A 13,467-nucleotide genomic window follows, 5' to 3' on the forward strand; every position below is an offset into this window, starting at 1 on the left:
ATGATTGATTTTCAATTTATTTACTTAATAGTTGTAGTTGCAATTTTAATAGCTTGCTATAAATATGGACGAGAAAATCAGAATGTCTTGAGAATAAGTATAGTATTTTTTCTGTTTTTTCAAGCGGCCTATTTGTTATGGAGAACCTTTTACACACTTCCGACACTTTCAATAATAAGTATTATGGCAGGTCTCTTACTTCTTTTTACGGAGTGGATGGGATATTTGCAAAGTATTGTTACTTCAATTTTATTCTGGAAAAAAAATAAGAGAAAAAAAGTTTTCCTCTCCTCTTTTGAACTACTACCCACAGTAGATGTAATGATTGCTACTTATAATGAACCAATTGATCTTTTGAAAAGAACGATAGTTGCAGCTCAATTAATGGATTACCCGGATCATTTGTATGAAATATTAGTTTGTGATGATGGGCGTCGTGAAGATGTTAGGAAGCTTTGCGAAGAATTGAGTGTTCAACACATTACTAGAAAAGACAATAAGCATGCAAAAGCAGGAAATCTAAATCACGCTATGGAAGTCTCTCAAGGAGAGATTATTGTAACAATGGATGCAGATATGATTCCTAAAGTTAATTTTATGAAAGAAACATTAGGGTATTTTTCTGATCCCAAAGTAGCATTTGTCCAAGCTCCGCAAGCTTTTTATAATGATGATCCTTTTCAATTCAATCTTTTTGCTAGTGATCGAGTTAATAATGAACAAGATTTTTTCATGCGAATGTTAGAGGACAAAAAAGATCGCTTTAATGCTACTATGTACATAGGAAGTAATGCATTATTCAGGAGAGATGCTTTAGAAAAAATCGGAGGATTTGCTACAGGAGTTATTACTGAAGATATGGCTACTGGAATGCTGATACAAGCAGATGGCTGGCAAACTGTGTTTGTAAATAAAGTTATTGCAGTTGGATTAGCACCTGAAACTTATAAAGACTTGTTAAAACAGCGAGATAGATGGTGTAGAGGGAACATTCAAGTGATGAGAAAATGGAACCCTCTAAAAGCTAAAGGGTTATCATTTATGCAAAAGTTACTTTATTTAGATGGGATTCATTACTGGTTCTTTGGAGTATATAAAATTGTTTATTTAATTTCACCGATTTTATATCTTGTCTTTGGTATAGTAGTTTTAAATGCAACTTTTTTAGAGCTGCTAATTTTTTGGATTCCAGCATTTTTGTCGGCGCAAGTTTTTGCTAGTATAATTTCTGATAAAAAAAGAACAACAATGTGGACAAATGTTTACGATTCAGCTTTAGCACCTTCAATGGCGTGGTCAGTTTTATCAGAAGCGTTTTTAAAGAGGAATGTTAATTTTAATGTTACAAGAAAAGGAATTCAAACAAGTGAAAGACAATTTTTATGGAGAGCGAGTGGTTTCCATATTGTCTTAGGTGTTCTGTCTATAGTTGGAATTTCTAGGGTTATTCTATCTTTAATTGCACCTGAGATGGTTTCACTTAATCCGAATAGTGTGTTGATTAATTTGTTTTGGGTATTTTATAATCTGATTGGAATTGTAATAGTTATTATGATTTTTTTTGAAAGACCAAGATATAGAACAGCTGAAAGATTTGCAGTTGCAAAAAAAGCTGTAATTGAAAAAGAAAATGAGTCAAAATTAATAAAAGTTGAAGTTGCAGATTTGAATGAATATGGTGCTCGCTTAACAGTGAATGAGTATATGATTAAAGGGAAACTTGAAAATATTAAATTAAGAATTCAAGATGGCCCAACTATAGAAGCTGAGGTGCGTTGGATTGATAAATATGCTTCGGGACATATAGAAATTGGTATACGGTTTAAAGAATTGAGTCAAGAGCAATATAGATTTATAATAAAAACTGTTTATAGTGACATCAAGAAAATAATTGGAGATAAAAGTTATAAGAACGCAGGCGTTGTTCCAACAGTTATTGGATTTTTTAGACAAACTAAAAAAGTACCAGCAGCAAAATCAAGATTGTTGCTACGAGAAAGAACCAAAGCAAGAGGGATTATAACATTCAAGCATTTAAAATATTCAGCCTCTATTGTTGATTTAAGTGAAGAAGGCACCCAGATCAGAACAAAAGCTAAATTAAAAGTAGGAGATAAAGTTAGTTTAGAGGTGCCAGAAAAAAATCTAGTAGATTATTTTGGTGAAGTTCGTTGGGTAAAGCGTTCTATTAATAATTATTATGCTGGAGTATTATTTAAAAAGAAAACTGAAGAAGAATAGTATTCAAAAAAAGGGTGCAATATCAGGAAAGTCAATGGGACTTTCTAATATCTGTAGCCTTTTTTTAATTATAGATTATTTCATTGAACGTTCATCTGGAACAATATGTTTCTTGAGTAACCAAGAATGGAAGAACCACTCAAAAACTGTTATTCAGCTGAAATAACTAGCCTTTCTAATAAGTCTCCGATAACATAAACCATCACTGATATGATGACGCCCCCAATTACAGCATCCACAATCGGGATATTCCATTGTAAGGAAAGAATGATCCATGCAATTAAGATAATTGCGCTTGCTTTAACCTGTTTCACTCCGCGCCCCTCCTTTTAATTAAGATAAAATTATTTTGTAACTAATATTTTGATTAAAAAAATAATAGAACTTGTTCTTTAAAGACTATCTTAAAAAATTAGTTAGAAAATTTTATCCAGATTGTTAAACTTATTGATATAAACTCTGGTAAAATGGTAAAGTGATAAAATATTCATGGGAAGAAATTAAAGATTAGAGGTGAAAGCATTGAAAAAAGTACTTGTAGCAAATAGAGGCGAAATTGCTATTCGAATTTTTAGGGCGCTGACTGAATTAGGAATTAGTACAGTAGGCGTCTATGCTCAGGAAGATGAAAAAAGTGTTCATCGGTTTAAAGCAGATGAGGCATACTTAGTTGGAAGAGGAAAAAAACCAATCGATGCTTATCTAGATATAGAAGGATTAATTCATATTGCGAAAGATTCTGGAGCAGATGCAATCCATCCAGGTTATGGATTTTTATCTGAAAATCTTGATTTTGCGAAAAGATGTAAAGAAGAAAATATTACGTTTATTGGACCGACAACTACTCAATTAGATGTTTTTGGAGATAAGTTAAAAGCTAAGCAAGTAGCTCTTGAAGCAGGAATACCAACAATCCCTGGCACAAAAGATCCGATTCATTCTATTAATGAAGTGATTGAATTTGCTAATCACAATGGGTACCCAATTATTATGAAAGCAGCACTTGGCGGCGGCGGAAGAGGCATGCGCGTCGCATATAATGAATCAGAAGCTGTAGAAGGATTTAAACGTGCACAAAGCGAAGCCATCGCTGCTTTTGGACGAGGAGATATCTATGTAGAGCGATATATTCAAAATCCTAAACATATCGAAGTACAAATTTTAGGAGATACTCATGGGAATTTAGTTCATTTATATGAACGAGATTGTTCAGTACAAAGACGTCATCAAAAAGTTGTTGAAGTAGCACCTTGTGTAACTTTAACGGAGGAAGTCAGAGAACAGTTATGTCAGACAGCAGTTAAATTAATGAAACATGTAGGATACGTGAATGCTGGAACTGTCGAATTTTTACTTGAAAATGACCAATTTTACTTTATAGAAGTAAACCCAAGAGTTCAAGTTGAACATACTATTTCTGAAATGGTTACAGGGATAGATATTGTTCAGTCTCAAATTTTGATTGCGCAAGGAAAAGATCTACATAAAGAAGTAGGTATTCCTTTACAAAAAGATATTCATCTTGTAGGTGCTGCAATTCAATGTAGAATTACGACTGAAGACCCGTTAAACCAATTCTATCCTGATACTGGAAAGATCAATACCTATCGATCACCAGGTGGTTTCGGAGTAAGGTTAGACGCGGGAAATGGATTTCAAGGAACCGTCGTCACGCCATTCTTTGACTCCTTGCTTGTTAAAGCTTCTGTTCATGCAGTAAACTTTCCTGGAGCGATTCAAAAGATGAGTCGGGTATTAAAGGAATTTCGTATCAGAGGCGTTAAAACAAATATTCCATTCTTGGCAAATGTGGTTAAACATCCCGATTTCATTAGTGGAGCAGCATCAACTACATTTATTGATCAGACTCCTGAGTTATATGAGTTCCCTAAAGGTCAAGATAGAGGAAATAAAACGTTACATTATATCGGAAACGTTACAGTTAATGGGTTTCCAGGAATCGGGAAAATTGAAAAGCCCCCATTTGAAATACCCAGAATGCCAGATGAACTGATTATTCCAAACAAGCAAATGACCAGTCCGAAACAATTGCTAGATCAGAAGGGACCAAACGCTGTAGCAAAGTGGGTAAAAGAAAAAGATGCTATTCTATTGACGGATACAACTTTCCGAGATGCACATCAGAGTTTACTTGCTACTAGAATGAGAACAAAAGATATGCTTGCGATAGCAGAGCAGATGGAAAAAGGGATTCCTGAGTTATTTTCAGTAGAAATGTGGGGAGGAGCGACTTTTGATGTTGCCTATCGATTCTTAACAGAAGACCCTTGGGAACGATTGAAAAAATTGAGAAAAAAAATGCCGAATACACTCTTCCAAATGCTTTTTAGAGGGTCAAATGGTGTTGGTTATGAAAACTATCCTGATAATGTTTTGGAAACTTTCATTCAAGTAGCGGCTAAAAATGGGATAGATGTTTTTCGTATTTTTGATAGTCTAAACTGGATTCCTCAAATGGAAAAAAGCATCCAGTATGTTAGAGATAACAACAAAATTGCAGAGGCCACAATTTGCTATACGGGAGACTTAAATGATCCTTCTCAAACAAAATACACAATGGATTATTATAAAAATATGGCAATTGAGCTAGAACAAATAGGGGCACATATCATTGCCATTAAAGATATGGCAGGTTTATTAAAACCACATGCTGCTTATCGCTTAATCAGTGAATTGAAAGAAGTAATTGATATACCGATACATCTGCATATGCATGATACAAGTGGAAATGGTGTCTACACGTACGGAGCTGCAATACGAGCGGGCGTTGACATAGTTGATGTTGCGCAAAGCGCTTTGAGTGGAAAAACAAGTCAGCCAAGTATGGGTAGTTTGTACTATGCACTGGAAAATACTGCCAGAGAACCTGAAATTAATATTGAAAATGTTGAATATATAAATCGTTATTTTGAAGACGTTCGTAAATTCTATTCTGTTTTCGAAGAAAGTATGCCCGCTGCATCAACGGAAGTATATAAGCATCAGATGCCTGGTGGACAATATACTAACTTGAAACAGCAAGCTAAAGGTGTAGGCTTAGAAGATAGATGGGATGAATTGAAAGATATGTATGCTGTCGTGAACAAAATGTTCGGGGACATTGTTAAAGTAACGCCTTCTTCAAAAGTGGTTGGAGACATGGCTTTGTTTATGCTCCAGAATAATTTGACAGAGCAAGATATATTCGAGCGAGGAGAAACTTTGAACTTTCCTAAGTCTGTGATCAGTTTCTTTAGAGGAGATCTTGGAAGACCTGAAGGTGGATTTCCTGAACAGTTGCAGAAAATTATTCTAGGAGATGAAAAGCCAATTGAAGGTCGCCCTGGAGATTATAGAGAGCCGCTAAATTTCCAAACGGTTAGTCAAGAACTAAAAGAACAACTTGATCGCGAACCAGATATTGAAGAGGTCCTTAGTTATGCCATGTATCCACAAGTCTTTAAAGACTATATTTATTTCCAGAATATATATGGAGATATAACGAAATTTGATACACCATCATTCTTTTATGGTATGAGAACTGGAGAACAGATTGAGATTCGTATCGAAAAAGGTAAAACACTTATTATCAAGCTTAATCAAATTGGAGATCCGGATTCGGAAGGGAATAGAGTCCTGTACTTTGAACTCAATGGTCAGGGTCGACAGATAGAAATCAAAGACAAGAGTATCACAAATACAAAAGCAGTGCGTAAAAAGGCCGAACCTTCTAATAGAGGTCATATTGGAGCAACGATGCCAGGCTCTGTATTACAGATACTAGTCACTCGTGGAGATAAGGTCGAAAAAGGTGATCCGATTGTCATCACGGAATCCATGAAAATGGAGACAACTATTCGCTCGGGAATTTCAGGAAGCGTAGAACATTTATATGTCACTGAAGGTGATCAGATTGAAACTAGTGATTTGTTAATCGAAATTGAAGCAAAATAAATAAATTAAAAGCAAATTGTCATATAGTGAATCTTGTGTGGGTGCAACTCTGCTATTCGATTCTTCAAGTAATTGAAGTTGAATTTACATTAAGCTGAGTGAAATTCAAATACAAGATTCACTCTTTTTGTTAAAAATTCCGAACATTTTATAAAAAAATATAGAAATTGCTATGTTTTTAATATAATAAGATGTAGAATAGATAATAAGGAAAAAGAATGTACGTTAATTAAACGAGGTGTCTGTAATTGAAAATAAAAAGAAGTGAAAGACTGATTGATATCACGCATTACTTGCTTGAACATCCCCATACATTAGTATCACTTACGTTTTTCTCTAAGCGCTATGAGTCTGCGAAATCTAGTATTAGTGAAGATCTAACCATTGTAAAAAAAACCTTTATTGAACGTGGAATTGGAATTCTTGAAACGGTGCCTGGTGCTGCTGGTGGCGCAAGATATATTCCTAAGATGAAAGAAGAAGATATAAAAGGAATTATTCAAGAATTATGTGATGAGTTGAACCATTCTGAGCGACTTCTTCCTGGAGGTTATGTTTATTTATCTGATATGCTGGGTCAACCAGATTGGTTAAGAAAGATCGGAAGAGTCATCGCTTCTTTTTATATGGATAAGAAAATTGATGCGGTTATGACTGTTGCAACAAAAGGTGTGCCAATTGCACAAGCTGTAGCAACTTATCTCAATGTTCCGTTTGTGATTGTACGTCGTGATTCCAAAGTAACGGAAGGTTCGACCGTTAGTATTAATTATGTATCGGGATCTTCTTCTCAAAGAGTTGAAAAGATGGAATTGTCTCGACGTAGTTTAAAACGTGGCTCAAGAGTTCTTATTGTGGATGACTTCTTAAAAGGTGGAGGTACAGTCAACGGTATGAAGAGTCTGATTGAAGAATTTGATGCAGAACTCGTTGGAGCTACTGTGATTGCTGAGAATATTTACCAAGGTGTTCGTTCAATCGACAATTATACCGCTTTATTGAAAGTGAAAAGTGTGGATGTTGAAAGCAGAACAATTCAAGTTGTTCCTGGTAACTTTGTTGCTTCTTTATAAAGAATAATAAAAGATAAAAAGGAGCTGCTTGGGCAGCTCCTTTTTCTGACTAACTATTAGAGTAAATCATCTGATCTTTTAGTCTTTTTATCATTTATGGTCTCGTTATTACTTTGACCTTGAGTATCTTCAAGTTCAGGAGGGGTACCTTCTGATTGCTCAGGTTCTAGTGGAGGCTGTCCGCCATCTGTCATTCCTTCAACAGCCCCTTCAGTAGGGAATCCTGTCATCGTAGTATTAGAAGGAGAAGTTTCAGTTTTGCTATGAACTTCATTTATACTGCCTTATTGAGGTGCAGTTCTGCTGGAATTACCAGAACGATCAGCTTTGAAATTGTTAACTACAATAACAATTTCGCCTTTGATGAGATTATCTCTATATCGGTAAAGCAATTCGTTATCCGCAGTGTAATTAGGATCATCAAAATGATGATCTTCGCGAATTTTGAATGCATCTTTGATAGATTGCCAGAAGTTTTTATCACCTTCGTGAGATTCTTCTGGATCACTCATATTTGGTTCAGCTACATCAATATCTTCTGGATTATCCAAGCTCTCTATTCTCTTCAGATTTGTAAAAAGTGTAATTTCATCTTTTAAATAACCGTCTGCCAGGAGTCTCTTGATCACTTTGATTACTTCATCTTCTGTTTTATAACTACCTATAACCGTCTGTTTTTTTTTCATATTTATTCCTCCTAATAGTACCTTTTAAAAATAAGTTCTATTTGTAAAGTTGATTTAGATATAATTGTGACGAAAATGTGTCTAAGACGATATGGTACTAGTATAAAAGTACCGAGAGTATTCTACAAACAAAACAACTTAGAAACTTGAAAAGATAAGGAAGGTAAAGTATCATATAGTAAGTATTCTGTACAATAAAGTTAAACATTAAGCACATGGATAAAATTTGTAATGTGGGTTAAACAATGCATCAATTTAATCTAAGACATAATGAATAGAATGGGAGTACGAAAGTGAGTAAACGATATGCAGTAGTTTTAGCAGCAGGTCAAGGAACTCGAATGAAATCGAAATTATACAAAGTTATGCATCCTGTCATGGGAAAACCGATGGTTGGACATGTTGTAGATGCAGCACTGGAAGTTGAAATGGACAAAATAGTTACAGTTACTGGTGTTGGTGCGGAAACTGTTCAAGAATATTTGAGAAATAAAAGCGCTTATGTACTGCAGGAAGAACAATTAGGAACAGCACATGCAGTGAAACAGGCAGCTTCTATCTTGAAAGATAAAGAAGGCACTACACTTGTGATTTGTGGAGATACCCCGTTATTGACTTCGGAAACATTAAGTGGGTTAGTAGATTTTCATGAAAGTGAAGGAGCTAAAGCCACTGTATTGACAGCACATGCAAATGAACCATTTGGATATGGTCGTGTAATTCGTTCAAACAATGGTGCGGTTATGAAGATTGTAGAACAAAAAGACGCATCAGAAGAAGAAACCAAAGTGCAAGAAATCAATACAGGTACTTATTGTTTTGATAATAAAGCATTATTCAATGCTCTAGAAAAAGTAACCAACGAAAATATTCAAGGAGAATATTATTTACCTGATGTAATTGAGATTCTAAAAAAACAGGGAGAACTAGTTGCGGCCTTCCAATTGGATAATATGGATGAAGCGCTAGGAGTGAATGATCGTGTTGCTTTAGCACAGGCCCATAAATCAATGAAAGAGCGAATTAATGAACAGCATATGCGAAATGGTGTATCAATTATTGATCCAGCAAATACGTATATTGAGAGTAATGTAAAAATTGGACAAGATACAGTTATAGAACCTGGGGTTTATCTTAAAGGAAATACAGAGATTGGCAGAGATGTTCTTATTGGTGCTCATTCAGTAATCGCAGATAGTAAGATTGGAAATAATGTTAAGATCACAAGTTCAACGATTGAAGAATCAATTATGGGAGATAACAGCGATATCGGACCAAACAGTCATTTGAGACCCCAAACGATTTTAAAAGAATCTGTCCATATCGGAAATTACGTGGAAGTGAAGAAAGCAACGATTGGTAACAATACGAAAATTGGACATCTAACTTATGTAGGAGATGCAGAATTAGGTGAAAATATTAATATAGGTTGTGGAACTGTTTTTGTAAATTATGATGGGAAGAATAAACATAAAATCAATATAGGTGATAACGCGTTCATTGGATGTAACGCTAACTTGATTGCTCCTGTGACTGTTGAAAAGAATACGTATGTGGCTGCTGGTTCAACTATTACAGATACTGTTCCAGAAAATGCTTTGGCAATTGCTAGAGCTCGTCAAACCATAAAAGAAGGATATTTCACTAAAATGCCACAAAAAGATTAGAAGTCTCTCTATAAAAGCGTTATTATTAAATAAGAATATTGATTTATCCCGCGCTTCATCATAAACTAGTAAATGGGAAAAATAGAAACGCATAAAAAATTGGAGGCCGACATGTCCGAACATTATTCAGATCCAAAACTTAAGATTTTTGCTTTGAGTTCTAACGTGCCACTTGCAGAAAAAATTGCAAAAGACGTTGGAGTAGAATTAGGAGACGTATCTGTAAAGAAATTCAGCGATGGAGAAATACGCATCAATATTGAAGAAAGTATACGTGGAGATCACGTTTATTTGATTCAATCAACATCAGCTCCAGCAAATGATCATTTAATGGAAGTGCTGATTATGATTGATGCTTTAAGAAGAGCGAGTGCGAAGACAATTAACGTAGTTATCCCATACTACGGTTATGCAAGACAAGACAGAAAAGCAAGATCTCGTGAACCAATTACAGCTAAACTAGTAGCGAATATGATTACACAAGCTGGAGCAGATAGAATATTAACGCTTGATCTTCATGCTTCTCAGATCCAAGGATTCTTTGATATTCCTGTCGACCATTTGTTAGGGGCATCATTGCTTGCAAACTGGTTTTTGGATAAAGGGTTAGGTGGAGAAGATACAGTTGTTGTGTCCCCTGATCACGGTGGAGTAACCCGCGCACGTAAATTAGCTGAATTCTTAAAATCACCATTAGCAATTATTGATAAACGTAGACCGAAAGCAAATGTTGCAGAGGTGATGAATATCGTTGGGAATGTAAATGGAAAGACTGCTGTACTGATTGATGATTTAGTTGATACAGCCGGCACGATTACTTTGGCTGCTGACGCACTGATCAATCAAGGAGCAAACGAAGTTTATGCTTGTGGAACGCATGCTGTATTCTCCGGACCAGCAATTGAAAGATTAGAAGCATCACCAATAAAAAAAATGGTCGTTACAGATTCAATCAACCTATCTGAAGACAAAAAGATCGATAAAATTGCTCAGGTAAGTGTTGGAGAGCTTATGGGGCATGCTATTAAACGCATTCACGAAAACCGCTCAGTAAGTCCGTTATTTGAGAAAAAATTTAAAAAATAAACTAAAAAGATAAGATAAGAGGCACTACTCTGACTATATAAGTTAAAGAAATTTCCAAATAATTATTGATCTTTTGAGTATACAATAATTTTCTGAGGACTTTATGTTAGTATAGTGTCTTTTGTTTGCTTATCAGAGAAAAGGAGCCGTTCCAGTCATGCTTGATAAAATTAAATTCCATTTGAGCAAAATGAAACCCCTAGATGCTGTCATCATTGTATGTCTTTTTGTGGCATCCTTTATTCCTCATGTTGTTTATGGTATTCAATTGAGTCAAGTAGATGAAGATGCTTTAATTTATGCGACGGTTAAAATATCTGGAGAAGAAGTTTATCGTGTAGAGCTTTCTGAGGATACCCCGCATGAAACAATGACCTTTTACCCTGCAGATAATCAATATAATATTATTGAAGTAGATGGAACGCGCATACGGAATAAAGAAGATAATAGTCCAGATCAGATTGGTGTCAGAAAAGGTTGGATCAGCCAACCCGGCGAGACCGCAGTAGTGCTGCCGCATGAATTGATTATAGAAATTCATGCAGAATCTCCCGATGGAAAAGAAATTCAAGAAGATGATGAGGTTATTATTCCCCTCTGATATAGTTAAAAATCCTCTGACAGATTGGATAATCGTCAGAGGATTTTTAATTTGGAAAAGTCTATTTGATCAAAATGCTGATACCTAAAAGAATGACTTCTACTCCTGAGAATAGAACTAAATTTTTGATAGCAATGACAAATGTTTTTTCCTTTATTTGTTCATGGTTAAACGTAGCTAAATTTTTATGAATTGGAATAAGCGTTAATAACACAAGTAAAAGGATTGGATGTAACCAATTTACTAAAACAGAAATTATTATAATCAAGTAAGCCGCATAGACGAGCAGGTTAAAGAGCTGTATACCCGCTTTTTTTCCAATATAATAAGGTAAAGTATATCGGTGATTAGAGATGTCCTGTTCAAGATCACAAAGATTATTAGCTAACATAATATTAGCTATTAAAAAGACAGTTGGTAAAGACACGAAAAAAATAATCAATAAAGCCCATAAATTTCCTGATATACTAAATTGAGGTAAATGAAGACTCAAATTCAGTAATACATCATTATCTACATTGACAAATGCAACAATAAAAAAGATACCAAAGCCCATTGTTAATCCCGATATAACTTCACCTAAAGGCATCCTTGAAATTGGTACAGGACCGAAAGTATAAAAAATTCCAATTAGAAAACACAATCCACCTATAAAAAGCAAAAGCAGACTAGTCCGAATTACTAAAATGATTCCTAGAAGTGAAGCTAGAGTTAACATACTAAGGATTAGATAAATGACAAGTCTTTCTGACAATTTAGCTTGACCGATAATATTGACTTCTTCTTTATATCCGGTAGCTTTTGCTTTTTGATAGTCCATTAAATTATTGATGGCAGTAGTGGTCATATCGAATAGAAGCATAGCCGTAAAGAAAAGGAGTGAATTGGTTAAATCAAAAACCTGGAAATAATATATAGTAAACAGAAGGCCCAATATGAAAGGGAACAAACTGGCTAATTTAGTTTTGATTTCTACTAGGTCTAAAAACGTTTTTGCCGTCATGATTAATCTCCATTCATTAATGTAAAATCATCATTTTTTAATTTAAAGTCTTTTAAGCCATCTGAGAGATATACTTCTTTATCTTTCGTAACAAAAACAGCGTCAACGCCATCTAATTGATTCACATACTCCAATCCACCATCTAAACCTTTTGAAAATAAAGAGGTGGATAAACCATCACCATCTATAGAGCTAGTTGTTACCACGCTTACTCCAGCAAGCTCATTATCAAAAGGGTATCCTGTTTCTGGATTCATTAAGTGATGGTATTTCTTACCATCGACTTCAAGAAATCTTTCATATACACCGGAAGTTACCATAGATTGATTACTTAAAGGTATTGAACCAATGATTTTTCCACGTTCTTCAAAAGGATCTTGGATACCAACTTGCCATTTTTCCTTTACGTCTCGAGGACTATTACCCATAACAAAAATATTGCCGCCTAAATCGATAATGGCAGTTTCAACATCGTTATCTCTTAAGACCTTAACAGTTTCATCTGTAATAAATCCTTTTGCTATTGCTCCCAGATCAATTTTCATTCCTTCTTGAGAAAGGTAAACCGTTTGATTCTCTTCGTTTAACTCTACCTGCTTATAATCCACTAAAGATAATGCCTTTTCAATTTCATTAGGCTCAGGTACTCGAGCATCAGGATAGCCAATTCGCCACAAGTTTGTAATGGGTCCAATAGTAAGATCGAAACTGCCTTCTGTTTTTTCGCTGTAGGTGAGAGCGGAATTTATAAGAGCAAATAAATCACTTGAAACAGAAACAGGTTCTCGACCAGCTGATTCGTTGATCGCTTTGATCATAGAATGTTCTTCTTCGTCTTCAGTCGTAATGAATTCGGCTAATTCTTTTATTCGATCAAACGCTTTAGATAATACTTCTTCTTTTCCTTGATCATAGATTGTAACACGTACAACGGTTCCCATTAAGAATTCTGTTTCTTCATATGGTTTGTCAGCTAGTGTGCGCTCGTTTTCAGTGCTATCAGAGCCACAGCCGCTAAGAATAAGTATCATAGATAATAATAAAAATAGTCGAGTGTGCATTCTCGGTTTCATATAAAAACTCCTCATTATAAGTGCAGGCTTATTTAATCTAAATAAAAAATGAGCCTTAGATTTATCTCTAAGACCCATTGTAT

11 protein-coding genes are annotated in these 13,467 nt (G+C 35.0%); 6 read left to right on the forward strand and 5 right to left on the reverse strand.

All coding sequences use genetic code 11. The features are described 5' to 3' along the window. On the forward strand, positions 1-2,241 hold the full coding sequence (locus tag BLT22_RS01725; protein WP_091760002.1) for a glycosyltransferase: 2,241 nt from the start codon (positions 1-3) through the stop codon (positions 2,239-2,241). A 149-nt stretch (positions 2,242-2,390) separates the two neighbouring features. On the opposite strand, the gene BLT22_RS12175 is transcribed toward BLT22_RS01725, so the two are convergent. Then, a complete protein-coding gene (locus BLT22_RS12175; RefSeq protein WP_371861787.1) occupies positions 2,391-2,555 on the reverse strand; it encodes a hypothetical protein in 165 nt (54 codons plus the stop codon). A gap of 208 nt (positions 2,556-2,763) precedes the next feature. Between BLT22_RS12175 and BLT22_RS01730 the strand changes: the two genes are divergently transcribed. Next, entirely contained in the window at positions 2,764-6,195 is a 3,432-nt protein-coding gene (locus BLT22_RS01730; RefSeq protein ID WP_091760005.1) for a pyruvate carboxylase, read from the forward strand. 248 nt (positions 6,196-6,443) lie between these two features. Next, positions 6,444-7,268, forward strand: coding sequence for a pur operon repressor (gene purR / locus BLT22_RS01735; protein WP_087057037.1), 825 nt, complete (start codon positions 6,444-6,446; stop codon positions 7,266-7,268). A 56-nt stretch (positions 7,269-7,324) separates the two neighbouring features. Here purR and BLT22_RS12290 read toward each other — a convergent pair whose 3' ends face one another. Both BLT22_RS12290 and BLT22_RS01740 read right to left on the reverse strand, forming a co-directional pair. After that, positions 7,325-7,462 carry a hypothetical protein gene (locus BLT22_RS12290; protein ID WP_171034358.1) on the reverse strand — a complete coding sequence of 46 codons (138 nt, stop codon included), beginning with the start codon at positions 7,460-7,462 and terminating at the stop codon, positions 7,325-7,327. A 90-nt stretch (positions 7,463-7,552) separates the two neighbouring features. Next, a complete protein-coding gene (locus BLT22_RS01740; RefSeq protein ID WP_087060032.1) occupies positions 7,553-7,954 on the reverse strand; it encodes a general stress protein in 402 nt (133 codons plus the stop codon). Between the two features lie 293 nt (positions 7,955-8,247). On the opposite strand from BLT22_RS01740, the gene glmU reads away from it, so the two are divergent. The 3 genes from glmU (at position 8,248) to BLT22_RS01755 (ending at position 11,308) form a co-directional block, all read left to right on the forward strand. Then, positions 8,248-9,621 carry a bifunctional UDP-N-acetylglucosamine diphosphorylase/glucosamine-1-phosphate N-acetyltransferase GlmU gene (gene glmU / locus BLT22_RS01745; protein ID WP_091760008.1) on the forward strand — a complete coding sequence of 458 codons (1,374 nt, stop codon included), beginning with the start codon at positions 8,248-8,250 and terminating at the stop codon, positions 9,619-9,621. A 111-nt stretch (positions 9,622-9,732) separates the two neighbouring features. Beyond that, positions 9,733-10,707: a ribose-phosphate diphosphokinase gene (locus BLT22_RS01750; RefSeq protein ID WP_087060028.1), complete on the forward strand. Its 975-nt coding sequence runs from the start codon at positions 9,733-9,735 to the stop codon at positions 10,705-10,707. Positions 10,708-10,864: 157 nt separating this feature from the next. After that, on the forward strand, positions 10,865-11,308 hold the full coding sequence (locus BLT22_RS01755) for a NusG domain II-containing protein (protein ID WP_087060026.1): 444 nt from the start codon (positions 10,865-10,867) through the stop codon (positions 11,306-11,308). Positions 11,309-11,369: 61 nt separating this feature from the next. Here BLT22_RS01755 and menA read toward each other — a convergent pair whose 3' ends face one another. Together menA and BLT22_RS01765 are read right to left on the reverse strand one after the other, a co-directional pair. Next, positions 11,370-12,311, reverse strand: a complete 942-nt coding sequence (menA, locus tag BLT22_RS01760; RefSeq protein WP_091760011.1) for a 1,4-dihydroxy-2-naphthoate polyprenyltransferase — start codon at positions 12,309-12,311, stop codon at positions 11,370-11,372. A 2-nt stretch (positions 12,312-12,313) separates the two neighbouring features. Continuing rightward, positions 12,314-13,384 (reverse strand): FAD:protein FMN transferase, encoded by a 1,071-nt coding sequence (locus tag BLT22_RS01765; RefSeq protein ID WP_091760014.1) that lies wholly within the window; start codon positions 13,382-13,384, stop codon positions 12,314-12,316. Positions 13,385-13,467 lie beyond the last annotated feature (83 nt).

It is taken from the genome of Marinilactibacillus psychrotolerans (assembly GCF_900101525.1).
Lineage (GTDB): Bacteria > Bacillota > Bacilli > Lactobacillales > Carnobacteriaceae_A > Marinilactibacillus > Marinilactibacillus psychrotolerans.

Excerpts from the sequence above, each read along its gene's own strand:
- BLT22_RS01725 (WP_091760002.1), top strand. The coding sequence starts at position 1 with ATGATTGATTTTCAATTTATTTACTTAATAGTTGTAGTTGCAATTTTA.
- BLT22_RS12290 (WP_171034358.1), bottom strand. The coding sequence starts at position 7,462 with ATGACAGATGGCGGACAGCCTCCACTAGAACCTGAGCAATCAGAAGGT.
- BLT22_RS01740 (WP_087060032.1), bottom strand. The coding sequence starts at position 7,954 with ATGAAAAAAAAACAGACGGTTATAGGTAGTTATAAAACAGAAGATGAA.
- BLT22_RS01750 (WP_087060028.1), top strand. The coding sequence starts at position 9,733 with ATGTCCGAACATTATTCAGATCCAAAACTTAAGATTTTTGCTTTGAGT.
- BLT22_RS01755 (WP_087060026.1), top strand. The coding sequence starts at position 10,865 with ATGCTTGATAAAATTAAATTCCATTTGAGCAAAATGAAACCCCTAGAT.
- menA (WP_091760011.1), bottom strand. The coding sequence starts at position 12,311 with ATGACGGCAAAAACGTTTTTAGACCTAGTAGAAATCAAAACTAAATTA.
- BLT22_RS01765 (WP_091760014.1), bottom strand. The coding sequence starts at position 13,384 with ATGAAACCGAGAATGCACACTCGACTATTTTTATTATTATCTATGATA.